Source organism: Actinomadura sp. 21ATH, from assembly GCF_041951345.1.
Classification (GTDB): Bacteria; Actinomycetota; Actinomycetes; order Streptosporangiales; family Streptosporangiaceae; genus Spirillospora.
In genome coordinates this window covers 39,655-63,000 of record NZ_JBGNUR010000026.1, presented here as the reverse complement: position 1 = coordinate 63,000, position 23,346 = coordinate 39,655, and the positions used below count along the sequence as shown (strand labels likewise).

22 protein-coding genes and 1 pseudogene are annotated in these 23,346 nt (G+C 73.3%); 18 read left to right on the top strand and 5 right to left on the bottom strand.

Going from position 1 to position 23,346, the window contains the following annotated elements:
* Position 1 precedes the first annotated feature (1 nt).
* The gene (locus ACA361_RS39670) at positions 2-1,294 is read left to right on the top strand and encodes an ABC transporter substrate-binding protein (RefSeq protein ID WP_375020298.1); all 1,293 of its coding nucleotides are present in this window, start codon (positions 2-4) and stop codon (positions 1,292-1,294) included.
* Here ACA361_RS39670 and ACA361_RS39665 read toward each other — a convergent pair.
* On the bottom strand, positions 1,284-2,447 hold the full coding sequence (locus tag ACA361_RS39665) for an Lrp/AsnC family transcriptional regulator (RefSeq protein ID WP_375020297.1): 1,164 nt from the start codon (positions 2,445-2,447) through the stop codon (positions 1,284-1,286). The genes ACA361_RS39670 and ACA361_RS39665 overlap by 11 nt on opposite strands.
* Before the next feature lie 70 nt (positions 2,448-2,517).
* On the opposite strand from ACA361_RS39665, the gene ACA361_RS39660 reads away from it, so the two are divergent.
* The 5 genes from ACA361_RS39660 to ACA361_RS39640 are packed head-to-tail and all read left to right on the top strand — an operon-like array spanning position 2,518 to position 7,031.
* On the top strand, positions 2,518-3,720 hold the full coding sequence (locus ACA361_RS39660; RefSeq protein WP_375020296.1) for a M20 family metallopeptidase: 1,203 nt from the start codon (positions 2,518-2,520) through the stop codon (positions 3,718-3,720).
* A complete protein-coding gene (locus ACA361_RS39655; RefSeq protein WP_375020295.1) occupies positions 3,717-5,198 on the top strand; it encodes an MFS transporter in 1,482 nt (493 codons plus the stop codon). The genes ACA361_RS39660 and ACA361_RS39655 overlap by 4 nt, the downstream gene beginning before the upstream one ends.
* Before the next feature lie 58 nt (positions 5,199-5,256).
* Positions 5,257-5,418 carry a hypothetical protein gene (locus ACA361_RS39650; RefSeq protein ID WP_375020294.1) on the top strand — a complete coding sequence of 54 codons (162 nt, stop codon included), beginning with the start codon at positions 5,257-5,259 and terminating at the stop codon, positions 5,416-5,418.
* Between the two features lie 57 nt (positions 5,419-5,475).
* The gene (locus ACA361_RS39645; RefSeq protein ID WP_375020293.1) at positions 5,476-5,901 is read left to right on the top strand and encodes an acyl-CoA thioesterase; all 426 of its coding nucleotides are present in this window, start codon (positions 5,476-5,478) and stop codon (positions 5,899-5,901) included.
* 5 nt (positions 5,902-5,906) lie between these two features.
* Positions 5,907-7,031 (top strand): zinc-binding dehydrogenase, encoded by a 1,125-nt coding sequence (locus ACA361_RS39640; protein ID WP_375020292.1) that lies wholly within the window; start codon positions 5,907-5,909, stop codon positions 7,029-7,031.
* Here the strand turns inward: ACA361_RS39640 and ACA361_RS39635 are convergent.
* A complete protein-coding gene (locus tag ACA361_RS39635; protein WP_375020291.1) occupies positions 7,018-8,433 on the bottom strand; it encodes an amino acid permease in 1,416 nt (471 codons plus the stop codon). The genes ACA361_RS39640 and ACA361_RS39635 overlap by 14 nt on opposite strands.
* A gap of 69 nt (positions 8,434-8,502) precedes the next feature.
* Complete coding sequence (locus tag ACA361_RS39630) at positions 8,503-9,249, bottom strand: PaaX family transcriptional regulator C-terminal domain-containing protein (RefSeq protein WP_375020290.1); 747 nt, start codon at positions 9,247-9,249, stop codon at positions 8,503-8,505.
* 101 nt (positions 9,250-9,350) lie between these two features.
* Here ACA361_RS39630 and ACA361_RS39625 point away from each other — a divergent pair, with 101 nt between their 5' ends.
* The 6 genes and pseudogenes from ACA361_RS39625 (at position 9,351) to ACA361_RS39600 (ending at position 14,797) form a co-directional block, all read left to right on the top strand.
* Positions 9,351-9,833, top strand: coding sequence for a VOC family protein (locus ACA361_RS39625; RefSeq protein ID WP_375020289.1), 483 nt, complete (start codon positions 9,351-9,353; stop codon positions 9,831-9,833).
* 229 nt (positions 9,834-10,062) lie between these two features.
* A pseudogene (locus tag ACA361_RS39620) lies at positions 10,063-10,926 on the top strand (acyl-CoA dehydrogenase family protein); the annotation flags it as partial.
* Between the two features lie 84 nt (positions 10,927-11,010).
* Positions 11,011-11,844, top strand: a complete 834-nt coding sequence (locus tag ACA361_RS39615) for an acyl-CoA dehydrogenase family protein (protein WP_375020323.1) — start codon at positions 11,011-11,013, stop codon at positions 11,842-11,844.
* Between the two features lie 119 nt (positions 11,845-11,963).
* Positions 11,964-13,214, top strand: a complete 1,251-nt coding sequence (locus tag ACA361_RS39610) for a cytochrome P450 (RefSeq protein WP_375020288.1) — start codon at positions 11,964-11,966, stop codon at positions 13,212-13,214.
* A gap of 7 nt (positions 13,215-13,221) precedes the next feature.
* Positions 13,222-14,313, top strand: coding sequence for an NAD(P)-dependent alcohol dehydrogenase (locus tag ACA361_RS39605; protein ID WP_375020287.1), 1,092 nt, complete (start codon positions 13,222-13,224; stop codon positions 14,311-14,313).
* Between the two features lie 13 nt (positions 14,314-14,326).
* Positions 14,327-14,797 carry a DUF4334 domain-containing protein gene (locus ACA361_RS39600; RefSeq protein WP_375020286.1) on the top strand — a complete coding sequence of 157 codons (471 nt, stop codon included), beginning with the start codon at positions 14,327-14,329 and terminating at the stop codon, positions 14,795-14,797.
* 20 nt (positions 14,798-14,817) lie between these two features.
* On the opposite strand, the gene ACA361_RS39595 is transcribed toward ACA361_RS39600, so the two are convergent.
* Positions 14,818-15,735: an NAD(P)-dependent oxidoreductase gene (locus ACA361_RS39595; protein ID WP_375020285.1), complete on the bottom strand. Its 918-nt coding sequence runs from the start codon at positions 15,733-15,735 to the stop codon at positions 14,818-14,820.
* A 43-nt stretch (positions 15,736-15,778) separates the two neighbouring features.
* Here ACA361_RS39595 and ACA361_RS39590 point away from each other — a divergent pair, with 43 nt between their 5' ends.
* From ACA361_RS39590 to ACA361_RS39575, 4 genes are all read left to right on the top strand, one after another.
* Entirely contained in the window at positions 15,779-16,786 is a 1,008-nt protein-coding gene (locus tag ACA361_RS39590) for an NAD(P)H-dependent flavin oxidoreductase (protein ID WP_375020284.1), read from the top strand.
* 237 nt (positions 16,787-17,023) lie between these two features.
* On the top strand, positions 17,024-19,120 hold the full coding sequence (locus ACA361_RS39585) for a catalase (RefSeq protein ID WP_375020283.1): 2,097 nt from the start codon (positions 17,024-17,026) through the stop codon (positions 19,118-19,120).
* Positions 19,121-19,161: 41 nt separating this feature from the next.
* Positions 19,162-19,500, top strand: coding sequence for a DUF3140 domain-containing protein (locus ACA361_RS39580; protein ID WP_375020282.1), 339 nt, complete (start codon positions 19,162-19,164; stop codon positions 19,498-19,500).
* 28 nt (positions 19,501-19,528) lie between these two features.
* Positions 19,529-19,720: a hypothetical protein gene (locus tag ACA361_RS39575; protein WP_375020281.1), complete on the top strand. Its 192-nt coding sequence runs from the start codon at positions 19,529-19,531 to the stop codon at positions 19,718-19,720.
* 65 nt (positions 19,721-19,785) lie between these two features.
* Here ACA361_RS39575 and ACA361_RS39570 read toward each other — a convergent pair whose 3' ends face one another.
* A complete protein-coding gene (locus tag ACA361_RS39570) occupies positions 19,786-19,980 on the bottom strand; it encodes a hypothetical protein (protein ID WP_375020280.1) in 195 nt (64 codons plus the stop codon).
* 59 nt (positions 19,981-20,039) lie between these two features.
* Between ACA361_RS39570 and ACA361_RS39565 the strand changes: the two genes are divergently transcribed.
* Together ACA361_RS39565 and ACA361_RS39560 are read left to right on the top strand one after the other, a co-directional pair.
* The gene (locus ACA361_RS39565; RefSeq protein ID WP_375020279.1) at positions 20,040-20,576 is read left to right on the top strand and encodes an AAA family ATPase; all 537 of its coding nucleotides are present in this window, start codon (positions 20,040-20,042) and stop codon (positions 20,574-20,576) included.
* A 10-nt stretch (positions 20,577-20,586) separates the two neighbouring features.
* Complete coding sequence (locus ACA361_RS39560; protein ID WP_375020278.1) at positions 20,587-23,313, top strand: AAA family ATPase; 2,727 nt, start codon at positions 20,587-20,589, stop codon at positions 23,311-23,313.
* The last annotated feature ends 33 nt before the right edge of the window (positions 23,314-23,346 follow it).

Below are 23,346 nucleotides of genomic sequence, written 5' to 3'. Positions count from 1 at the left end.
CATGCGCGCGGAACAGCGGCTTTCATTCACGAGGTGGACGGCGGGGTCGGCGGCCGTGCTGCTGGCGGCCACGGCGGCGGCCGCCTGCGGCGGGCGCGAGGAGGAGGGCGGGACCACGGCCTCCGGGGAGTGCAAGGGCCAGCAGACGACCGGGATCACCGACAAGACGCTCAAGCTCGGCGGCATCTACCCGCTGTCGGGCCCGGCGTCGGCGTACGGCGACATCCCCAAGGGCATCAAGGCGTACTTCGACTACGTCAACGCCGAGCAGAACGGCATCGGCGGCCGCAAGGTCGAGTTCGTCGTCCGCGACGACGGCTACCAGCCGCCGAAGGCCGTGGAGGAGGCGCGCCGGCTGGTGGAGCAGGAGCAGGTGTTCGCGCTGTTCCAGACGCTCGGCACCCCGTCGACCACCGCGACCTGGGACTACACGAACCAGCGCAAGGTGCCGCAGGTCTTCGTGGCGACCGGCGCGTCCAAGTGGGGCACCGACACCAAGCATCCGTGGACGATCGGCTGGCAGCCCAACTACGTGTCCGAGGCGCGGGTGTACGCGCAGTACCTCAAGACCGAGAGGCCCGACGCCAAGGTCGCGGTGCTCTACCAGAACGACGACTTCGGCAAGGACCTGCTCGGCGGCTTCAAGCGGGCGATCGAGGGCTCGAAGATCTCGATCGCGCAGGAGCAGAGCTACGAGGTGACCGACCCGAGCGTCGAGCCGCAGATGCGCAACCTGGCGGGCTCGAAGGCGGACGTCTTCCTCAACATCACCACGCCGAAGTTCGGCTCGCAGGCGCTGGCCGCCGACGCGAAGATCACCAACTGGAACCCGCTGCACATCCTGAACAACGTGGCCGCGTCCATCACCGTGCTGCGCCCGGTCGGCTTCAAGAACGTGCAGAACGTCATCTCCGCGAACTACTACAAGGATCCGATCGATCCGCAGTGGAAGGACGACGCGGAGATGAAGCTCTACACGGCGAAGATGAAGCAGTACGCGCCGAGCGCCGACCCGTCGGTGCCGTACCACGCGTTCGGGTGGGCCGTGGCGAGCAGCTTCCACAAGACGCTCCAGGCCGCCAAGTGCCCGACCCGCGAGGGGCTGCGCGACTCGATGCGCAACCTGAACAACGTGCAGGTCCCGATGCTGCTGCCCGGCGTGACGATGACGACCGGGAACGGTGACGGCTTCCCGATCGAGTCGATGCAGATGATGCGGTTCAAGGGCGAGCGCTGGGAGCTGTTCGGCGAGGTCATCGACACCCGCAAGGTGTTCGGCCCGCTCACCGGCTGACGGCGGCGCGGCCGTTCCCCCGCTCCTGGCCCGGCGGCTCGCGCAGCCGGGCCAGGAGGTCCTGCTGCGCGGCCTCGACGCCGGCGTCGCTCCACGGCTCGAACGGGACGGCGCGCAGGTGGCGGCCGTCGGGGTCGAGGACGTTGCAGCCCAGCTTCATCGGCCAGAGCGCCACCGCGCTGTCGTTGACCTCCAGCGTCGGGAACCGCCGGCCGAGGTCGGCCTCGAACGCCTGGATCTGCTCGTACGAGCGCAGCCACACGGTGAACAGCAGGTTCGACGGGCCCGACAGGGACGTGCAGAGGCGGATCTCGCGGAGTCCGGCGAGCCGGGCGGCGACGTCGGCGACCTCGGCGGGCGCGACCGCGCCCCAGTAGCTGACGGCGACGGGCCAGCCGGAGGCGAAGCGGGCGACCTCGCAGCGGTAGATGAGGGCGCGGTCGGCGTCCAGCCGCTGGAGCTTGCGCCGCACGGTCGTCGGGCTGAGGCCGGTCCGCTCCGCGAGCCGCGTCACCGGCATCCGGCAGTCGTACCCGAGCAGCCGGACCAGCTCCATGTCCGACCGCTTGATCACGCCGCGGCCGCGGCCGGCGCGGTCCTGTGCCGGCCGGAACGGCTCGCCGACCGGGCCCTCCAGCCGGTCGATCCGCCACCGGCTGCCCTCGGCGTACACGGCCGTCGCGATCTGGGTACGGGTGGCGACCACCTCCGGCAGCCGGCCGAGCCGCAGCGCGATGTAGCGGGACAGCGGCGCCTGCCCGGACAGCAGCACGGTGAGCAGCAGGTCCCGGTGGCCGGTCACATGCTCCACGTTGATCACGTGCGGGTCCGCGGCGATGCGGGCGGCGGCCTCGTGCGCCATCCCCGGCGCGCAGTCCACCTCGATGAACGCCGGCACCGTGACCATGCCCTCGATGAGGCCCGGGTAGCAGCTGATCCAGGCCAGCCCGGCCTCGGTCAGCCGGGCCCAGCGGCGCGCGGCCGTGGTGGCGTCCACGCCCACCGCCTGCCCGACCCGCCGCCAGTCCGCGCGCGGCGCCGACTGGAGCGCGGTGACGATCTGGAAGTCGACCTCGTCGAGCATGACCGGGGCCGAGGCGCCCCCGTCGCCCCTATCCGGCGCGCCCGGCACGGGGGCGGTGGATCCCTGCATTTCCCCCACTCCTCAAGGCGATTACCGGCGCATCGTCCGAGGTGGCGGCCGGGATCCGCACGATACCCGCATGTCTCTCCTCGACGAGGCCGCCGCGCTGCTGCCCGAACTCACCGAACTGCGCCATGACCTGCACCGGGAGCCCGAACTCGGGCTCGATCTGCCGCGCACCCAGGAACGGGTCCTCGCCGCCCTGAAGGGGCTGCCGCTGGAGATCGGCACCGGCAAGGGGCTCAGCTCCGTGACCGCGGTGCTGCGCGGCGGGCGGCCCGGCCCGGCCGTGCTGCTGCGCGGCGACATGGACGCGCTGCCCGTCCAGGAGGAGGCCGACGTCCCGTACGCCTCCCAGGTGCCCGGCAGGATGCACGCGTGCGGCCACGACATGCACGTCGCGGGCCTCGTCGGCGCGGCGCGGCTGCTCGCCGCCCGGCGCGACGAGCTGCCCGGGGACGTCGTGTTCATGTTCCAGCCCGGCGAGGAGGGCATGGGCGGCGCCAAGATCATGATCGATGAGGGGGTGCTGGACGCCGCCGGCGAGCGCGTGATCGCCGCGTACGCGCTGCACGTCTTCTCCACGCTGCTGCCGAGCGGGTACGCGATCACCCGGCCCGGCCCGATCCTCGCCGCCTCCGACGCGGTACGGGTCACCGTCCGCGGCGCCGGCGGGCACGGCTCGTCCCCGCACAGCGCCCTCGACCCGATCCCCGCGCTGTGCGCCATGGTCGGCGAGCTCCAGACCATGGTCACCCGCACCATGGACGCGCACGACCCCGCCGTCGTCACCGTCGGGAACATCCACGCGGGCACGATCGCCAACGTCATCCCGGACTCCGGATACTTCGAGGCCACCGTGCGGACGTTCTCCGACGAGGCCCACCGGAAGGTCCGCGAGGGCGTCGAGCGCGTCGTCCGCGGCGTCGCCGCCGCCCACGGGGTGGAGGCCGACGTCGAGTACGAGGAGCAGTACCCGGTCACCGCCAACCATCCCGGCGAGGCCGCGTTCGCGCTGGAGACCGCCCAGGGCCTCTTCGGCCCCGACCTCGCCTTCGAGGCGCCGAAGCCGATGTCCGGGGCCGAGGACTTCTCGTTCGTGCTCCGCGAGGTCCCCGGCGCGTACCTGTTCCTCAGCGCCTGCCCGGCCGGCGTCGATCCGGCGACCGCCGCCATGAACCACTCCCCGCAGGCCGTCTACGGCGACGAGGCGCTGCCCGGCGCGGCCGCGCTGCTCGCCGAGCTCGCGATCCGCCGCCTCGGCCGGGAGACCGCTCGATGACCCTGACCTCCCCGTCCCCGGAGCGCGACGCGCCCCCGGTCGCGTCGGTCACCGCCGTGGTCGGGCTGCTGGTGCTGTTCGAGATCGTCAGCGGCATCCTCCAGGCCGGCATCGCGCCGATCCTGCCCAGCATCGGCGAGCTCCACGGCGTCTCCGACTCCGCGCTCACCTGGGTCGTGTCCGTCCAGCTGCTCGCCGCCGCCGTCTGCGTCCCGGCGTTCGGCCGGCTCGGCGACCTGTACGGGCACCGGCGGCTGCTGCGGGTCGCGCTGATCTCCGTCGCGGCCGGCACGGTGCTGGTCGCGGTCGCGCCCTCGTTCCCCGTGCTGCTGCTCGGCCGCTTCCTCCAGGGCCCGCTGGCCGCGCTGCTGCCGCTGGAGATCGCCCTCGTCCGCGACCGGCTGCCGGTCGAGCAGGCCCGCAAGGCGATCGCCCGCCTCGTCGGCGCGCTCACCCTCGGCGGCCTGCTCGGCACCATCGGGCTCGGCATGGCGGAGAAGGCGTTCGGCGACGTCCGCGGCGCGCTGTGGCTGGCCGCGGCGCTCGCGGTGATCTGCGTTCCGGTCTCGTTCGTCGCCGTGCCCGAGTCGCTGCGCCGCGCCACCGGCCGGGCCGACTGGCCGGGGATCGGCACGCTCAGCCTGTCCATGCTCGCCCTCATGGCCGGCGTCTCCGCGGCCGGCTCGAAGGGCTGGCTCAGCGTGTCCGCGCTCGTCCCGATCCTGCTCGGCGCCGCCCTGCTCGCCGTCTGGGTCCGGATCGAGCTGCGCACCCGCGAGCCGCTCGTCGACCTGCGCGCCATGGCCGGACGCAGCGTCGCCCCGTTCTACGGCGCCTCGTTCGTCTTCGGCGTCCTGTACTTCGGGAGCCAGTCGCCGAACTCGACGTTCCTCGCCGCCAAGCCCGAGGAGACCGGGTACGGTTTCGGCCTCTCGGCGGTGTCGATCGCGATGGTCATGCTCCCGGCGCTGGTCCTCAGCGTCGTCGGCTCGGTGTGCACCCCGTACACCGCCCGCCTCCTGGGCTACCGCGGCGCGCTCATGGCGTCGTTCGGGATGGTCGCGGTGGCCACGTTTGCGTTCGCGCTGTTCCATGACGAGCTGTGGCAGATGGCCGTGCTGACGTCGCTGCTCGGCCTCGGCATGGGCACCGCGCTCGGCGCCATGCCCACGGTGATCGTCGAGGCGACCGATCCGGCCCGTACCGGCATAGCGACCGCCCTCTACAACAACGTGAAGACCCTCGGCGGCGCCCTCGCGGGCGGCGTTTTCGGAACGGTCCTGACCGCCTTCACCGCCTCCGGCGCCAAGGAGTCCGGCGAGGGCGGTTACATCACGATCTGGCTGGTCTGCGGGGTCTGCGCCCTCCTGGCCGTCGCCGCCGCCCTCTTCGCCCGCCGCCAGGAGTCGGGCGTCCGGGCGGCGGAGTGGGCATCGACACGTGAACCTAACCCGCCGGGACGCAACCTTTCGTCGTGAGGCGTTCGTTGTCGGGGTAGGGCTCCGGACCCCGACCGGGGCCGCATAGGAGGAAGACATGGCGCTCGTCGATCGGATCAAACGCTTCCTGGCCAGTCCCAAGGGACAGCAGGCGCGGGCCCGCGCGGAGCGGATGGCGCGCGATCCGCGCACGCAGGCCAAGGCGCGCGGGCTGCTGGCCAGGTTCAAGGGCGGGGGCAAGGGCCGCCGTCCGATGTGACCGGACGGGTGATTTCGCCGATCATGGGGTTACCCGCGGGTACGTAGACTGGCGGCCGTGAACGCGGACTACGGCCACTGGGTGAGCATCCAGACGCGGTGGAAGGACAACGACCTCTACGGGCACGTGAACAACGCCGTCCACTACTCGCTGATGGACACCGCCATCAACGAGTGGATGATCGAGCGCGCGGGGTTCCGGCCGGGCGAGTCGGACGAGATCGCGCTGTGCGTGGAGTCGCACTGCTCCTACAAGGCGGAGGTGTCCTTCCCGGACACGATCGACCTGGGTCTGCGGGTCGGCAGGCTCGGGTCGTCCAGCGTGCGCTGGGAGGCGGGGCTGTACCGGTCGGACGGGACACTCGTCGCCGAGGGCCACTTCGTCCACGTCTTCGTCGGGCGCGACGAGCGCCGCCCGACCCCGATCCCCGACCCGATCCGCGCCGAGATGCGGAAGCTTGTCCGAGCGGAGGGCACTGCGTGAGTGTGATGGAGACACGGGCGGCGGTGCTGGTGGAGGCGGGGCGGGACGCGCCGTACGCCGGGTCGGTCCCGGTCGAGGTCGCGACGCTGGAGCTGGCTCCGCCGGGGCCCGGCGAGCTGCTGGTGAAGGTCGGCGCGGCGGGGCTCTGCCACTCGGACCTGTCGGTGATCAACGGGTCGCGGGTGCGGCCGCTGCCGATGGCGCTCGGGCACGAGGCGGCCGGCGAGGTCGTGGCGGCGGGCGAGGGCGCGGAGTTCGAGCCCGGCGATCATGTGGTGCTGGCGTTCGTTCCGGCGTGCGGGAGCTGCGAGCGGTGCGTCGGCGGGCGGCCCGCGCTGTGCGGGCCCGGCGCGAAGGCGAACGGGGCGGGGACGCTGCTCGGCGGCGGCATGCGCTTCACGGCGGCGGACGGGAGCCGCCCGTTCCACCATCTGGGCGTTTCGGCGTTCTCCGAGTACACGGTCGTGTCGGACAAGTCGGCGGTGAAGGTCGATCCGGACCTGCCGTACGAGATCGCGGCGCTGTTCGGGTGCGCGGTGCTGACCGGGGCAGGGGCGGCGTTCTACAGCGCGGACGTCAAGCCGGGCGACAGCGTCGCGGTGTTCGGGCTGGGCGGCGTCGGGCTGGCGGCCCTGCTCGCGGCGAAGGCGGCGGGGGCGGCGCGCGTGGTGGCGGTGGACGTGGTCGCGTCCAAGCGGGAGCTGGCGGGCCGGCTCGGCGCGACGGACGTCGTCGAGGGCGGGGCCGGCGCGGTGGACGCCGTGCGGGAGCTGACCGGCGGCGGCGCCGAGAAGGTGATCGACACGACCGGCGTGGTGCCCGTCCTGGAGCAGTCGTACGCGGCGACGCGGCCCGGCGGGACGACGGTGACGGTCGGCCTGCCCGCGCCGGGCGTGCCGCTGTCGCTGCCGGCGCTGAGCCTGGTCGCGGAGGAGCGCACGCTGAAGGGCAGCTACCTGGGGTCCAGCGTGCCGCGGCGGGACGTGCCGCGCTTCATCGACCTCTACCGCGCCGGGAACCTGCCGGTCGACGCCCTGCTGTCGCACCGGCTGACGCTGGACGAGATCAACGCGGGCTTCGACCGGCTGCACGAGGGCGAGGCCGTCCGGCAGGTCGTCACCTTCGGTTGAGCAGGGAGTGGCGGCGGCCGTACGCGAAGTAGATCACGATGCCGAGCGCGAACCAGGCGGCGAAGCGCGCCCAGGTCTGCCACTGGAGGAACGTGATCAGCCAGAACGAGAAGACCACGCCGACGGCGGGGATCACCGGCATCCACGGCGTGCGGAACTCGCGGGGAAGGTCGGGCTCCCGGTAGCGCAGCACGATCACCGCGATGCAGACGACGATGAACGCCAGCAGGATGCCGATGTTGGTCAGCTCGGCGGCCTCGGCGATCGGCAGGAACCCGGCGATCAGCGCGGAGCCGATGCCGAGCAGCCAGGTGATGCGGGTGGGCACCTTGCGGGTCGGGTGCGTCTTGGCGAACCAGGCGGGCAGCAGTCCGTCCCGGCTCATCGAGAACCACACCCGGGCCGCGCCCATCATGAACGTGAACAGCACGGTCAGGATGCCGAGGATGGCGCCGACCGCGATGATCAGCCCGACGGTCTCCAGGCCGACGTCGTCGAACGCGGAGGAGAACGCGGCGTTCGGGTCGATGCTCCGGTAGTCGACCATGCCGGTGAGGACGAGGCAGGCGAGCACGTACAGGACCATCGAGATCACCAGCGAGTAGATGATCGCCTTCGGCATGTGCTTGCGCGCGTCATGCGATTCCTCCGCGGCCGTCGACATCGCGTCGTACCCGAAGACGGCGAAGAAGACGGTCGCCGCCCCGGTGATCGCGCCGCCGACCCCGAACGGGAAGAACGGCGAGTAGTTGCCGGTGTTGATCTTGAAGACGCCGACCACGATGACCAGCAGCACGATGCCGACCTTGAGGTAGACCAGCGCGGTCTCGAACCGCGCCGCGCTCTTCATGCCCAGGTTCAGCACGTACGCGATCAGCAGGCACAGCAGCACGGCGAACAGGTTGACCTTGTAGCTGCCGGACGCGACGCCCTCGGGCTCGGTGCCGGGGGCGCCGGACATCCACAGCGGCAGGTCGACGTCCAGGAAGCCGAGCAGGTCGTTGAAGTAGCCGGAGATGCCGATCGCGACCACCGCCACGATCGCGGTGTACTCCAGCAGCAGGTCCCAGCCGATGGCCCAGCCGGCGAACTCGCCGAGCACCGCGTACCCGTAGGTGTACGCCGATCCGGCCTTCGGGATGAGCCCGGCGAACTCGGCGTACGACAGCGCGGCGGCGGCGCTGGCGATCCCCGCCACCAGGAACGAGATCAGCACGGCCGGGCCGGCCTTCTCGTTGGCGACGGCGCCGGCCAGCGAGAAGATGCCGGCGCCGATGATGCCGCCGATCCCGATCGCGGTCAGCTGCCAGAGGCCCAGCGTCCGTTTCAGGCCGGTGGTGTCCTCGTCGATCAGCTCGATGGGCTTGCGGCGGACCAGGTCGTTCAGCGCCTTGGGAGCCATGGCCCCTTCATCCCCCGAACCACCGGGACGGGCAAGGGGCCCGTGATCACGATTTCGGCAAGGGTTTGTTCAGGCGGAGATGTGGTCGGTCAGGAGGCGTTCGAAGTCGGCCTCGAAGCGCTCGTAGTGCTCGCGCAGCTCCGGGCCGGGCCATCCGGCGGGCAGCAGGGCGGCGGGCAGCAGCGGGTCGCGCAGCAGGTGGCGCAGCACGGCGGCGGAGACGGTGAACTGCTCGGCGAGCGAGCCCGCCGCGTCGAGCGCGGCCCGCAGCTCGCGCGCCGTGCAGGCCCAGCCGTCCAGGTCCCAGAGCGAGGCCGCCAGCGCCGCCGGCTCCTCCTCGGGACGCCCCGACAGGAACGCGCACTGCCGCTGGACGATCTCCGGCCGCGGCCGGCCGAGGTTGGCGGGGCGCAGCCAGGTGCCCTCGCGCAGCTCGGCCAGCCGCAGCGCCGACATGGCCTGGCGGAGCGCGGCGCGTTCGGCGGCCGGGCGGCGGCGCTCGGCGGTGACGACGGCGATCTCCCAGGTGCCGTCCCAGGGGCGGGTGCGGGGGAAGCGGCTCTCGTCCTGCCGGGCCTGCCGCTGGACGAGCCGCTCGGTCAGCTCGTACGCGCCGCCGCGCTCCGGGATCTGGACGAGGTCGCCGGCGGCCACCATCCGCGAGAGGGCGACGCGGATCGTCCCCTCGGCGATCCCGAACAGCTCGCCCACGCGGACGGCCTGCCGCGCGCCGATCCGCGGCGGGTGCGACCCCAGCAGCGTGCTCAGCACGACCGAGCGCGCGGTGAGGGGGCGCAGGTCCGGAGCGTTCGCCATGGATGTCAGCATGCACCACCCGGGACGTCCGGCGACGTCTAGGACAGGAATCGGCCTATACGGCTCCTAGCGTGGAGGAATCCGCGAACAAGGAGGCGTACATGCCAGTCAAGGCGATCCCCGAGGGCTACACCACCGTGACGCCGTGGATCATCAACCGCGACACGGCCGGGGTCATCGGCTATCTGGAGCGGGCGTTCGGCGCCGAGGAGCTGGGCCGGGTCACGGACGAGAACGGCGTCATCGGGCACGCGGAGGTGCGGATCGGGAACGCGGTCGTGATGCTGTTCGACGCGTCGCCGGAGTGGCCGGTGACGCCGGCGTTCCTGCGCCTGTACGTGGAGGACGCGCGGGCCGTCCACCGGCGGGCGGTCGAGGCGGGCGGCACCTCGGTCTCGGAGGTCACGCATCTGGCGTTCGGCGATCTGGTCGGGCGGGTGCGCGATCCGTTCGGCAACCTCTGGTGGATCCAGACGCGGATCGAGGACGTCACCGAGGAGGAGCTGGCCGAGCGCTGGGCCGACCCGGTCTTCGCCCGGAACATGGAGTACATGCAGAGCGCCGACTTCTTCCCGGGACGGTGATCCGGTACTGAGGAAAGTGTCGGGCAATTCCCTATCGTCGCCCGTCCGGGGACCACCTCGCGATCGGCGGCTGGGGCGGCGGCGAGTACGAGCGCGGCGACGCCCTGCGGATCTGGGAGGTCGCCACCGCCCGCTGCGGCTCGCGGCCACCGGGGCCGATGTGGAGGTCTGGTGAATCCGCCGGATTACAGTATTCCTTCACGCGTTAGAAGAGTGTAATGTCCGGAGCATGGCGTCCTATCTGATCGAGCCCGTGGACCAGTTGCCGTTCGGCGGCCCGGACAAGGCGCGGCGGTACGCGACCGAGCGCTACCAGGGGGCCGTGGGCCTCAACTGGTACACCAGCGACCCGACCCTCAGGTTCCTGATGCGCCGCCACCTCGGCGCCGCCGGCCTGGAGTGGGCCGAGCCGCGGCTGGCCGAACTGGGCGCGCTGATGGGCGGGCCGATCGCCGAGCGTGCCGAGGAGACCGACCGGGACCCGCCCCGGCTGGAGAAGTACGACCGGTGGGGGCGGGACGTCAGCCGGGTCGTCATGCCGCCGTCGTTCGAGGCGGCCCGCGCCGATCTCGTCGCCACCGGCTTCACCCGGCCGGAGTTCGTCGCCGAGGCCCGGGCCGCCGGGGTCGACCCGGCGCCGATGGGCGTGGCGTGGAGCTACCTGCTCGACCAGGCCGACATCGGGATGGCGTGCGCGCTCGGCACGGGCGGCGACATGGTGGTGGGGCTGACCGAGCTGTTCGCGCCCGAGGACGTCAAGGCCCGGGTACGGGAGATCTTCGCGGCCGGGGAGTTCTCCGGCGAGGCGGCGCAGATGCTCACCGAGCGGTCCGGCGGCTCCGACCTCGGCGCGCTGGAGGCCACGGCGACGCCCGACGGGGACGCCTGGCGGCTGGACGGCTTCAAGTGGTTCGCGTCCAACGCCAACGGGTCGGCGTTCGTGGTGCTGGCCAAGCCCGAGGGCGCGGCGGACGGGGTCCGGGGCATCGCGCCGTTCCTCGTCCTCACCGAGCGGCGGGACGGCTCGCGCAACGGCGTGCGGATCCGCCGGCTCAAGGACAAGCTGGGCACCCGCTCGGTCGCGTCCGCGGAGATCGAGTTCACCGGCGCGGAGGCGTTCCTGCTGGCCCCGGCCACCAGCGCGCCCGCGGAAGGGCAGGCCGGGGACGGCAGGGGCCTGGCCCGGATGATGGAGCTGACCAACGGCGCCCGGCTCGGGATCGCGGCGATGGGGCTGGGCTGCGCGCGCCGCTCGCTGGTCGAGTCGCTCTGCTACACGCGGGCCCGGGAGGCGTTCGGCGCGCCGCTGTACGACCAGCCGCTGATGCGCCGCAAGCTGGCCGAGCTGATCGTGGAGACGGAGGCGGCGCAGGCGCTGGTGTTCGAGGGCTACCTGGGTCGGCCCCGGCTGCGGATCGGCGCGGCACTGATCAAGATGCACGCGGCCCGGCTCGGCGTGACGGCGGCGAGCGACGCGATCGAGATCCACGGCGGGAACGGCTACATCGAGCAGTGGCCGGTGGCGCGGATCCTGCGGGACGCGCAGGTCAACCCGATCTGGGAGGGCGGCGACAACATCCTGTGCCTGGACGTGCGGCGCGGGATGGAGCGCGAGCGGGCGCACCTGCCGTTCCTGGAGCGGCTGGAGGAGGCCGCGTCCCGGGCTCCGGAGGGCGACGGCGAGACGGCCGCCCTGGTCCGGCGGCGCATCGGCGACCTGCGCGAGGCGATCGGCCGCTGGCACGGCCTGGACCGGGTGACCGCCGAGGCGCGGCTCTACCCGCTGGCGCGGTACATGGCGGAGGTGTACGCGGCGGCGCTGCTGCTGGAGCAGGCCGGGTGGGAGCGCTCGGAGCTGGGCACGGACCGGAAGGCGCTGGTGGCGCGCCTGTACGCCGGCGCCCATCTGGCCGACCGCGGGCCGCTGCGCGGGATCGACGCCCCCGCCGAGGACCTGGAGCGCTTCAAGGAGCTCGCGGACGGCGCCCTCGTCGACCCCCGACCCGAATGAGCCTCCGGGAACTCCCGTGATTGGGTGATCTCCGGCGATATGTGCGATCGATATGGTTGACCGAACCGGATTCGGGTTCTAGGTTCCGATGCGGGCGGCCACCGTCGAAGGAGCCGGAGATGAGTCTCACGCTGGACGAGGCGGGCCGTGCGCTCGCGGACCCCACCGCGTACGCCGACGACGCGCGGCTGCACGCCGCGATGGCCCTGCTGCGCCGGGAAGCGCCGGTGCACTGGGTCGAGCGGCCGGGCTACCGCCCGTTCTGGGCGATCACCAAGCACGCCGACGTGCTGGAGATCGAGCGCAACCACGAGATCTTCCTGAACGCGCCGCGGCCGCTGCTGGCCACGGCCGTCCAGGACCGGATCAACCGGGAGCGGGCCGAGCAGGGCATCGGGCTGCGCACCCTGATCCACATGGACGACCCGGACCACCGGGTCATCCGCGCGATCGGCGCCGACTGGTTCCGGCCCAAGGCGATGCGCGGCCTGGAACCGCGGATCAGGGAGCTGGCCCGGCGGTACGTGGACCGGATGGCGATCCTCGGCGACAGCTGCGACTTCGTCCAGCAGGTCGCGGTGCACTACCCGCTGTACGTGATCCTGTCGCTGCTCGGCCTGCCCGAGTCCGACTTCGACACGATGCTCAAGCTGACGCAGGAGCTGTTCGGCGGGGACGACACCGAGATGCGCCGCGGGGAGACCCCCGAGGAGATGCTCGAGGTCCTGATGGAGTTCTTCGCCTACTTCCAGGACCTCACCGCGGCCCGGCGCGCGCACCCGACCGGCGACCTCGCCTCCGCCATCGCCAACGCCGAGGTGGACGGCGAGCCGCTGAACGACTTCGACACCGCCTCCTACTACGTGATCATCGCGACCGCCGGGCACGACACCACCAGCTCCACCATCTCCGGCGGGCTGCACGCGCTGATCGAGCACCCCGACCAGCTCGCCCGGCTCCGCGACGACCCGGCCCTGATGCCGCTCGCCGTCGAGGAGATGATCCGCTGGGTGACGCCGGTCAAGGAGTTCATGCGGACCGCGACGCGCGACTACAAGCTGCGCGACACGACCATCCGCGAGGGCGACTCCGTGCTGCTGTCCTACCCCTCGGCCAACCGGGACGAGGACGTCTTCGACGACCCGTTCGCGTTCGACGTGGGCCGCGACCCCAACAAGCACCTGGCGTTCGGCTTCGGCGTCCACTACTGCCTGGGCGCCGCGCTGGCCCGGATCGAGGCCCGCGCGTTCTTCGAGGAGCTGCTGCCGCGGCTGGAGTCGATCGAGCTCGCCGGCACGCCGGAGAACACCGCCACCACCTTCGTCGGCGGCCTGAAGCGGCTGCCGATCCGCTACGACCTGCGAGGCTGACGACCCGATGCGCATCGATGCCGCGGTGCTGCGCGCCGCCGACGCCCCGTACACGATCGAGCCGCTGGAGCTGGCCGACCCGGGCCCCGGCGAGGTGGTCGTGCGGATCGCCGGCGCCGGGATCTGCCACACCGACCTGCTCGGCCGCCAGCCGGGCGGCTTCCCGCGCCCGGTGGTCCTCGGCCACGAGGGCGCGGGCGTCGTCGAGGCCGTCGGGCCCGGCGTGACCGACGTGTCCGAGGGCTCGAACGTCGTGCTGTCGTTCGACTCCTGCGGGGCCTGCCGCGACTGCCGGTCAGCCCGGCCGGGCAGCTGCGAGCGGATGGTCGTCCTGAACATGGCCGCGATGGCGATGGACGGGCGGCAGCGGCTGCGGGACGGCGCGGGCGAGACCGTCCACAACCGGTGGTTCGGGCAGTCGTCGTTCGCCACGCACGCGCTCGCGACCGCGCGCAACGTCGTCCCGGTCGGGGACGACCTGCCGCTGGAGAAGCTCGGCCCGCTGGGATGCAGCATGCAGACCGGCGCGGGCGCGGTGCTGCTGTCGCTGGGCGTGCGCGCCGGGGACGGCATCGCCGTCTTCGGAACGGGCGCCGTCGGCCTCGCCGCCGTGATGGCCGCCGGCATCGCCGCCGCCACCACGATCATCGCGGTCGACCTCAACGAGGACCGCCTTCGGGTGGCCGCCGAGCTGGGCGCCACCCACACGATCAACGGCGCGGACGAGGGCCTGGTGGCCCGCATCCAGGAGATCACCGGCGGCGGCGCGGACTACGCGTTCGACACCACCGCGGTCCCGGCCGTGGTGTCGAACGCCGTGGCGAGCCTGCGGACGACCGGCGTGTGCGGGCTGGCGGGCGTCGGGAGCCAGGAGTACCGGCTCGACCCCACCCTGATGCTGATGGGCCGGACCGTGAAGGGCATCATCGAGGGCGACGCCGTCCCGCAGACGTTCATCCCCCGGCTGGTCGAGCTGTGGCGGCGGGGCCGGTTCCCGTTCGACCGGCTGATCGAGACGTACCCGCTGGAGAAGATCAACGAGGCCGAGGCGGACATGCTGGCCGGCGAGATCGTCAAACCGGTGGTACTCCCCGGATGAGAAGAGGAAGTGCTTGACCACCCGCGAGACCGCTGAACCCGCCGCCCAGGACAGACTGCTCGGCCTCGTCCGGGGCGGCGGCCCGGCCGGGCCGGACGAGCTGGGCAGGCTGTACGACCGGCTCCAGCCCGTGTCCGCGACGTTCATGCTCGGCACCTGGCGCGGCGGCCTGTTCGACGAGTCCGGCGCCATGGCCGCGCGGCTGGTGAAGCTGCGCTGGTACGGCAAGCGCTTCACCGGCGTCGAGGACGTCGAGCCGCTGCTGTGCCGCGACGACGCGGGCGGGATCTACTCGTACACCGGGATGGGCATGGCCCGGCTGCGCGAGATGGCGTTCCGCGGGACGGTCTCGGCCGCGATGGTCTACGACGACCGGCCGATCATCGATCACTTCCGGCGGGTCTCGCAGGACGTGGTGATGGGCGCGATGGACGCCAAGGGGACGGACTCCACCCTCTACTTCCACCTGACCCGCACGAACTGATCCTCGTTCCTGAGGGCCGGTCAGCGCACCCGGTGCAGGAGCTCCTCGCCGGCGGCCAGGCGGCGGCAGTTCTCCTCGGCGACGTCGAAGTAGCGGTCCCAGGTCTCGCGGGTCAGCCAGGCCACGTGCGGCATGACCACGACGTTGTCCAGCGCCGCCAGCGGGTTGGACGCGGGGACCGGCTCGCGCTCGAAGACGTCCAGCCCGGCACCGCCGAGCCGGCCCGACGACAGCGCCTCGACCAGGGCGGACTCGTCGATGACGGCGCCGCGGGCGGTGTTGACCACGATCGCGCCGGGCGGCAGCAGCGCCAGCCGCTCGCGGTCGAGCAGGTGGTGGGTCTCGGCGGTCAGCGGGATGTGCACCGAGACGACGTCGCTGGCCCTCAGGAGATCGTCCAGGGGCCGCCACGACGGGTCCTCGGGGCGTGGGCGGCGGGAGGTGTAGAGGACGGTCGCGCCGATCGCCTCCAGCATGCCGCGCAGCAGGCCGGCGATCTGGCCGCCGCCGAGCAGGCCCACCGTGCGGCCGCTCAGCTCGCCGCCCACCAGCGCCCGGTCCGCGGGCCAGCCCCGGCCCGCGCGCGTCCGCGCGTCGAAGGTGACCACCCGGCGCAGCGCGGCCAGCATCAGCAGCAGCGCCGCCTCCGCGACCGCCTGCGCGTTGGTGCCCGGCATGTTCGCCACCGCGATGCCGCGCTCCTCGGCGGCGTCCAGGCCGATGGTGTTCACGCCGGTGCCGAGCTTCTGGATCAGCCGGAGGTTGGGGGCGCGGTCGAGGTCCGCGGCGGTGACCGGGCGCAGCACGTGCCAGAGGACCTCCGCCTCCGGCAGCAGCTTCGCGAACCGCTCGTCGTCCTCCTCGGGACAGCTCACCACGTCGAGCCCGCCGGACGGGCGGGCCGTGTGCTCGTAGTCGTAGTGCAGCAGTACCCGCATCCCGCGCTCCCCCTCTGATCGGCTCTTTCGTAGTATTCCGCACATGCTGGAACGGCTGGAACGCCCGATCGTCCAGGCGCCCATGGCGGGCGGCGGCTCGACGCCGGAGCTGGCCGCCGCGGTCTCCGGGGCGGGCGGCCTGGGCTTCCTCGCGGCCGGCTACAAGACCGCCGGCGCGATGCGGGCGGACATCGCGGCGACGCGGGCGCTGACGTCCCGGCCGTTCGGCGTGAACGTGTTCATGCCCGCCGCCGGGCCCTTCGACGAGGCCGCGGTGGCCGCGTACCGGGAACGGCTCGTACCGGAGGGCGAACGCCTCGGCGCGGAGCCCGGCCGGCCCGCCGCCGACCGCACCGACGCGTACGCCGCCAAGATCGAGTGCCTGGCCGCCGACCCGCCCGCGGTGGTGAGCTTCACGTTCGGCTGCCCCGACGCGGAGGTCGTCCGGGCCCTGCGCGACCGGGGCGCGTCGGTGATCGTCACCGTGACCTCGGCCGGGGAGGCCGTGACCGCGGTGGACGCGGGCGCCGACGCGCTCTGCGTCCAGGGGGCCGAGGCGGGGGCGCACCAGGGGTCGTTCACCGACGCCGGGCTGGAGCCCGCCCCGCTGCGCTCCCTGCTGCGGGACGTGCGCGCGGCCACCGGGCTGCCGCTGATCGCCGCGGGCGGCCTGGGGACGCGCGAGCACGTCGCCGAGGTGCTCGCCCTGGGCGCGGTCGCGGCCCAGCTCGGAACGGCCTTCCTGCGGGCCCCGGAGAGCGGAGCCAGTGCCGTCCACAAGGCCGCGCTCGCCGATCCCCGCTACACGCGCACGGCCCTGACCAGGGCGTTCAGCGGCCGTCCGGCGCGCGGCCTGGTGAACGGCTTCATGACCCGGTACGAGCCGTACGCGCCCGCCGCGTACCCGGACGTCCACTACGTGACCTCGCCCCTCCGCAAGGCCGCCGCCGCCCAGGGCGACCCCGAGGGCGTCAACCTGTGGGCGGGCACGTCCTGGCGCCTGGCCGCCGGCGCCCCGGCCGCGGAGATCGTCCGGGCCCTCTCGCCGTAGCGCCGGGACGGCTCAGGACCCCGGCGGATCATACGGGGCGGCGCCCCGGTCATGCTGCACATCGGTGCGGAGGCCGGGCGCGGCCGTTCGGCGCGCCTCGCCCGGATCATCCTCGACGGCCTGCGCCCCCGGTGGCGGCGCGGGCGGGCTCTTTGCGGGGGATTGGGCATAGGGGCCGATCTCTCGGGTACGCGGGCCGAAGTACCAGGTGAACCCGACATCGAGGGCAGGACGGCCATGGCGGACTCCGCCGACAACGAGAAACAGCGGCAGCTCGACGCGAACCGGGTGGGGCCGGAGGGTGCCGCGCTGACCACCGACCAGGGCATCCGGGTCGATCACACCGACGACTCCGTGACGGTCGGCGAGCGCGGTCCGACGATCATGGACGACTTCCACTTCCGGGAGAAGCTCACCCACTTCGACCACGAGCGGATCCCGGAACGGGTCGTCCACGCGCGCGGCGCCGGTGCGTACGGCGAGTTCCAGGTGCACGACGACTGGCTGTCCGAGTACACGGTGGCGGAGTTCCTGACCGACCCGTCGATCAGGACGCCGGTGTTCGTGCGGTTCTCGACCGTGGCCGGGTCGCGCGGATCGGCCGACACCGTACGGGACGTGCGGGGCTTCGCAACGAAGTTCTACACCCGGCAGGGCAACCACGACATCGTCGGCAACAACATGCCGGTGTTCTTCATCCAGGACGCGATCAAGTTCCCGGACTTCGTGCACGCCGTGAAGCCGGAGCCGGGCAGCGAGATCCCGCAGGCGCAGTCGGCGCACGACACGCTGTGGGACTTCGTCCAGCTCCAGCCCGAGACGATGCACATGATGATGTGGCTGATGTCCGACCGGGCGATCCCGCGCAGCTACGCGATGATGCAGGGGTTCGGCGTCCACACGTTCCGGCTGGTGAACGCGCAGGGGCGCGGCACGTTCGTGAAGTTCCACTGGAAGCCGAAGCTGGGCACCCACTCGCTGGTCTGGGACGAGACCCAGAAGATCGCGGGCAAGGACCCCGACTTCAACCGGCGCGACCTGTGGGACAGCATCGAGGCCGGGGTGTTCCCGGAGTACGAGCTGGGCGTCCAGCTGGTGCCGGAGGAGGACGAGCACAGGTTCGACTTCGACCTGCTAGACGCCACCAAGATCATTCCGGAGGAGGAGGTGCCGGTACGGCCGGTCGGGACGATGGTCTTGAACCGCAACCCGGACAACTTCTTCGCCGAGACCGAGCAGATCGCCTTCCACACCGCCAACGTGGTGCCGGGCGTCGACTTCACCAACGACCCGCTGCTCCAGGGCCGCAACTTCTCGTACCTGGACACCCAGCTCATCCGGCTCGGCGGGCCGAACTTCCCCCAGATCCCGGTCAACCGGCCGATCGCGGACGTGCGCAACCACCAGCGCGACGGCTACCACCAGATGAACATCCCGGGCGCGCGGGCGGCGTACCACAAGAACACGCTGTCGGGCGGCTGCCCGGCCATCGCGGACGCGGGCGTCTACCGGCACTACGCGGAGAAGGTGGACGGGCACAAGATCCGCAAGCGGAGCGAGAGCTTCAAGGACTTCTACAGCCAGGCCACGCTCTTCTGGAACAGCATGGCCGACTTCGAGAAGGACCACATCGTCGCGGCGTTCCGGTTCGAGCTGGGCAAGTGCGAGACGATGCGGATCCGCGAGGGCGTGGTCGAGCACCTCAACCACGTGGACCACGACCTGGCCGTCCGGGTCGCCACGGGCATCGGGGTCGCGCCGCCCGCGTCCGCCGGGACGCCCAACCACGGCCGCACCTCGCCCGCGCTCAGCCAGGCGAACGCGCCCAAGGACAGCGTCAAGGGCCGCAAGGTCGCCGTGCTGGTCGCGGACGGGGTCGACTCCGGCGCCGTCGCCGCGGTCGGCGAGGCCCTGGTGGACGCCGGCGCGGTCTACGAGATCCTCGCCGCCGCCGAGGGCGCCGTCCAGTCCGCCAACGGCGGCCAGGTGGAGATCACCAAGGCGATGAACACGATGGCGTCCGTCCTGTACGACGCCGTCCTGGTCCCGGGCGGCGCCGAGAGCGTCCGCGCGCTCAAGGCCGACGGGCTGGCGGTCCACTACGTCGCCGAGGCGTTCAAGCACGGCAAGGCGATCGGCGCCCTCGACGAGGGCATCGAGCTGCTGGAACGCGCCGGCATCCACGGCGTGGACGTCGCGGCGGACGGCGTGCTGTCCGACCGGGGCGTGGTGAGCCGCCGCGGCGGCTCGGGCGCGGACTTCCCGCGGCAGCTGATCAAGGCGATCGCCGCGCACCGCCACTGGGACCGCGACACCGACTCCGTACCCGCCTGACCTCCGTACCCGCCGGACGAGAGATGAGAGGAAAGATCGCGATGACCGAGAACACGCCCGTGGATGTCGAGATGCTCTGGGACGAGTTCCACGGCGTCGTGAACATGACCAGCGACGAGATCCGCACCTGGCTGCTGACCGACGCGTCGGGAGAGGAAGCCTTCCCGGCGGACCCGCAGATGCTGCCCGAGCTGGGCACGCGGGTGGTCGACCTGCTGCGCAAGCGGAAGGTCGACCTCACCCGCGAGGACACCGAGGTCATGCAGAAGGTCGTGGACTTCGTCGAGGAGCGGGTCGACGACCGGCCCGCCGACGCCGAGCAGGACGAGCGGTGGCGGCACGCGCTCATGTCCGTGGGCCACGACCCGCTCAAGCCGTAGCAAGGCCACCGAGAAGGGGGAGAGAAGCATGCCGAACCCGCAGCAGCGCGAGATCAGCCGGTCCGAGCGAACGGCGGTGAACGACCAGCCGGCGCCGGAGGCGACCGACCCGAAGAGCACCCGCTCCAAGGGCCACGCCCACGGGACCGACAAGGGCAAGAAGGGCGGCGGCAAGGGCGGCGGTGTCCCGCCGGACCAGCAGCCCGACCACCCGAGCTGAGGCATGGGGAAGGAAGGGGCGCGGGCCGTGGGCCCGCGCCCCTTCCCTATGCCCTCATGTCCGGGTCAGGGGATCTCGGTCTGCGGGCTGTAGCCCTCCTCCTCGCCGCCGGGCGCGTCCGCCGCGGCGTTGGGCGGGTCCGTCGGGCCGGGCTCGTGCTCGCCGGCGATGTCCGGATCGTCCTCCTGCGGCGCGCAGGCCTCCGCGCGCCGGTCCGCCAGGGGCTTGTCCCGGTCGTCGGCGCCCTTGTGCTCGCTCATGTCGCTCTCCCCTCGTCTGAACGCCGCGTACCCGATCGGCCGCGGGAGAATCCGGGATCATGAACGACCGCTTCGTCGTGTTCACCGGCGGCCCCGGGTCCGGCAAGAGCACGCTGATCGATCTGCTGGCCGGGGACGGGTACGCCCGTTCGGAGGAGGCCGGGCGCGGCGTGATCCGCGACCAGGTGGCGATCGGCGGCCGGGCGCTGCCGTGGGCCGACCGGGAGCTGTTCGCCGAGCTGATGCTGTCGTGGGAGCTGCGCTCGTACGGGATGGCGGAGGCGGCCGCCGGGACGGTGCTCTTCGATCGCGGCCTGCCCGACGTCGTCGGCTACCTGCGGCTGGAGGGGCTGCCCGTGCCCGATCACGTGGCGGAGGCGGCGCGGCGGTTCCGGTACCACCGCCGGGTGTTCGTGGCGCCGCCCTGGCCGGAGATCTACGAGCGGGACGTCGAGCGGCGGCAGTCGCCGGAGGTGGCCGAGCGCACCCACGCGTCCATGGTCGAGACGTACGAGGAGTACGGCTACGAGCTGGTCACCCTCCCCCGCGTGCCGGTCGGGGAGCGGGCGCGGTTCGTCCGGGATCATCTCGTCTAGGCTGGTCCGCATGCGTTTGCACGGCCGGGACGGTGAGATCGCCCGCATCGACCGGCTCGTCCGCGAGGCCCGCGGCGGGCGGGGCGAGGCGCTGATCCTGCGCGGCGAGGCCGGTGTCGGCAAGACCGCGCTGCTCGACCATGCCGCCGCCACCGCCGCCGGCGCGGGCATGGCCGTGCTGCGCGGTGCCGGGATCGAGACCGAGAGCGGCCTGCCGTACGCGGGCCTGCACCTGCTGCTGCGCCGGCACCTCGACCGGGTGGACGCGCTCCCGGACGGGCAGGCGGGCGCGCTGCGCGCCGCGCTGGGCAGGGGCGCCGCCGGGGAGGCGGGCGGCGACCGGTTCCTGGTGGGGCTGGCCGTTCTGACGCTGCTGGCCGACCTGGCGGAGGAGCGCCCGCTGCTGTGCGTGGTCGACGACGTCCAGTGGCTGGACCGCGAGTCGGCGGCGGCGCTGCTGTTCGCCGTCCGCCGCCTGGAGGCGGAGCCGCTCGCGGTGCTGCTGGCCGAGCGGGACGACGACCCGGCCGGCGGAACCGCCGAACCCGCCGCGTCCGGGCTCGCCGGGTCCGGGCTCGCGGAGCTGCGGCTGCGCGGCCTCGGCCGGGACGCGGCCGCGAGCCTCCTCGCCGAGCGCGCCGCCGAACTGCCGCGCTACGAGATCAGCGAGGTGCTGGCCGAGGCGGCGGGCAACCCGCTCGCGCTGCTGGAGCTGCCCGCGCTGCGGTCCGGCGGCGCCCGCGCCGGGTCGTCCAGGTTCGCCCGGATCCAGCAGGGCTACGCCGACCGCGTCGCCGCGCTCCCCGCCGCGACGCGCACGCTGCTGCTGGTCGCGGCGAGCGACGACGGCGGCGATCCGGGCGTGATCCTGAAGGCGGCCGGGGCCCTCGGCGCGGCCGTGGCCGACCTCGAACCGGCCGAACGGCGCGGGCTGCTGTCGGCATCGGAGGGGCGGCTGGAGTTCCGGCACCCGCTGGTCCGCACGGCCGTGCTCGCGGGCGCGCCGCTGAACGCCCGGCTGGAGGCGCACCGGGCGCTGGCGGCCGCGTACCTGGACCTCGGCGACCCGTGCCACCACGCCTGGCACCTGGCCGGCTCCGCCACCGGGCCGGACGAGCGCGTCGCCGCCGTCCTGGAGGAGGCGGCGGGCGCCGGCGGCGGGACGGCCGCGGCCACCGCCATGCTGGAACGGGCCGCCGGGCTGAGCCCCGATCCGGTGAGGCGCGGGCGCCGGCTGGCCGCGGCGGCCCGGGCCGCGGCCGACGGCGGCCTCCCGGAGAAGGCGGTCGCGCTGGCCGAGCGCGCCGGAGCCGACCTCGCCGACCCGGTCGAGCGCGCCGAGCTGGTGCTGATCCGCGCCTCGCTCGCCGACGAGGGCGACCGCGGCCGGGAGGCGTACCGGATGCTGACCGCGACGGCCGAGTCCGTGGCCGGGGCGGCGCCCGCCACCGCCGGCTACCTGTTCTTCAAGGCCGCGGCCGCCGCCGCCAACGCCGGCGACATCGCGGCGCTGCGCGAGATCGCCGCGCGGGCCGAAGGCCACGACCTGCCGAACGCGCACCTCGTCCGCGCCATGGCCACGATGTTCATCGGCCAGGACCCGCTCGCCGCGGACGACGCCGGCGACGGCGCCGCCGCCCTCCGCGCGCTGCTGGAGGGCCGCGACGAGTGCCTCGGCACCCGCGACATGATCAACGCCGGCTGGTGGCAGCTCCTCCTCGGCGACATCGAGGGCGCGCACGCGACCGCCGAGGACCTGGAACGGCGCTGCCGCGACGAGGGCACGATCGGGCTGCTGGCCCTCGTCCTGCCGCTGCTCGCGCGGACCCGGCTCATGCTCGGCCGGTACGGCGAGGCGCTGACCGCCGCGACCGAGGGCACGCGGATCGCCGGCGACACCGGCCGGCACCGCCTCCGGATCTACAACGCGACCGTCCTGGCGCTGCTCGCAGCGCTCCAGGGCGACGAGGGCCGCTGCGCGGAACTGGCCGCCGAGGCGCTGCGGCGCGGCCTGCCGCCCGGCGCCGCGCACGCCGCCGGCGCGCTCAGCCTGCTCGATCTCGGCCTCGGCCGCCACGAGGCCGCCCTCGCCCGCCTCGCCGACGTGGTCGCGGGCCCGGGCCGCCAGGGCGCCATCGCCAGCCTGCCCGACCTCGTCGAGGCCGCCGTGCGCGCCGGGACGCCGGAGGCCGGCCGGGACGCCGCCGCCCGCTTCCAGGACTGGGCCGCGCGGATCCGGCGGCCGTGGGCGGAGGCGATCGCGCTGCGCTGCGCCGCCCTCCTCGCCGACGACCCCGGCGGGCCGTACGCGCGGGCTGTCGAGCTGCACCGCGAGGGCGGCGGGTCCCCGTTCGAACGGGCCCGGACCGAGCTGCTGTACGCCGAGTGGCTGCGCCGCTCCCGCCGCCGCAACGACGCCCGGCCGCTCCTCCACTCCGCCCTGGAGATCTTCGATCGGCTGGGCGCCGCCCCCTGGGCCGAGCGCGCCCGCTCCGAGCTGCGCGCCGCGGGCGAGAGCATCGCCGAGCAGGGCGCGGCCGCGGGCCCCTCAGCGACCCTCACCCCGCAGGAACTCCAGGTCGTGCGGCTGGCCGCCGCCGGCCTGAGCAACCGCGAGATCGGCGCCCAGCTCTTCCTGAGCCCCCGCACGATCGGCTACCACCTCTACAAGGCGTTCCCGAAACTGGGCGTGGCCTCAAGAGCCGAACTCGCCCGTCTCGACCTCAACACCGCCTAGCTCCGGGGGCGTCAGGCGTTGACTCGTGGCGTG

What these genes read in the sequence shown, in the direction of transcription:
- ACA361_RS39670 (WP_375020298.1), top strand. Translation starts at nt 2, where the DNA reads ATGCGCGCGGAACAGCGGCTTTCATTCACGAGGTGGACGGCGGGGTCG.
- ACA361_RS39665 (WP_375020297.1), bottom strand. Translation starts at nt 2,447, where the DNA reads ATGCAGGGATCCACCGCCCCCGTGCCGGGCGCGCCGGATAGGGGCGAC.
- ACA361_RS39660 (WP_375020296.1), top strand. Translation starts at nt 2,518, where the DNA reads ATGTCTCTCCTCGACGAGGCCGCCGCGCTGCTGCCCGAACTCACCGAA.
- ACA361_RS39655 (WP_375020295.1), top strand. Translation starts at nt 3,717, where the DNA reads ATGACCCTGACCTCCCCGTCCCCGGAGCGCGACGCGCCCCCGGTCGCG.
- ACA361_RS39650 (WP_375020294.1), top strand. Translation starts at nt 5,257, where the DNA reads ATGGCGCTCGTCGATCGGATCAAACGCTTCCTGGCCAGTCCCAAGGGA.
- ACA361_RS39640 (WP_375020292.1), top strand. Translation starts at nt 5,907, where the DNA reads ATGGAGACACGGGCGGCGGTGCTGGTGGAGGCGGGGCGGGACGCGCCG.
- ACA361_RS39635 (WP_375020291.1), bottom strand. Translation starts at nt 8,433, where the DNA reads ATGGCTCCCAAGGCGCTGAACGACCTGGTCCGCCGCAAGCCCATCGAG.
- ACA361_RS39630 (WP_375020290.1), bottom strand. Translation starts at nt 9,249, where the DNA reads ATGGCGAACGCTCCGGACCTGCGCCCCCTCACCGCGCGCTCGGTCGTG.
- ACA361_RS39625 (WP_375020289.1), top strand. Translation starts at nt 9,351, where the DNA reads ATGCCAGTCAAGGCGATCCCCGAGGGCTACACCACCGTGACGCCGTGG.
- ACA361_RS39610 (WP_375020288.1), top strand. Translation starts at nt 11,964, where the DNA reads ATGAGTCTCACGCTGGACGAGGCGGGCCGTGCGCTCGCGGACCCCACC.
- ACA361_RS39605 (WP_375020287.1), top strand. Translation starts at nt 13,222, where the DNA reads ATGCGCATCGATGCCGCGGTGCTGCGCGCCGCCGACGCCCCGTACACG.
- ACA361_RS39595 (WP_375020285.1), bottom strand. Translation starts at nt 15,735, where the DNA reads ATGCGGGTACTGCTGCACTACGACTACGAGCACACGGCCCGCCCGTCC.
- ACA361_RS39590 (WP_375020284.1), top strand. Translation starts at nt 15,779, where the DNA reads ATGCTGGAACGGCTGGAACGCCCGATCGTCCAGGCGCCCATGGCGGGC.
- ACA361_RS39585 (WP_375020283.1), top strand. Translation starts at nt 17,024, where the DNA reads ATGGCGGACTCCGCCGACAACGAGAAACAGCGGCAGCTCGACGCGAAC.
- ACA361_RS39580 (WP_375020282.1), top strand. Translation starts at nt 19,162, where the DNA reads ATGACCGAGAACACGCCCGTGGATGTCGAGATGCTCTGGGACGAGTTC.
- ACA361_RS39575 (WP_375020281.1), top strand. Translation starts at nt 19,529, where the DNA reads ATGCCGAACCCGCAGCAGCGCGAGATCAGCCGGTCCGAGCGAACGGCG.
- ACA361_RS39570 (WP_375020280.1), bottom strand. Translation starts at nt 19,980, where the DNA reads ATGAGCGAGCACAAGGGCGCCGACGACCGGGACAAGCCCCTGGCGGAC.
- ACA361_RS39565 (WP_375020279.1), top strand. Translation starts at nt 20,040, where the DNA reads ATGAACGACCGCTTCGTCGTGTTCACCGGCGGCCCCGGGTCCGGCAAG.
- ACA361_RS39560 (WP_375020278.1), top strand. Translation starts at nt 20,587, where the DNA reads ATGCGTTTGCACGGCCGGGACGGTGAGATCGCCCGCATCGACCGGCTC.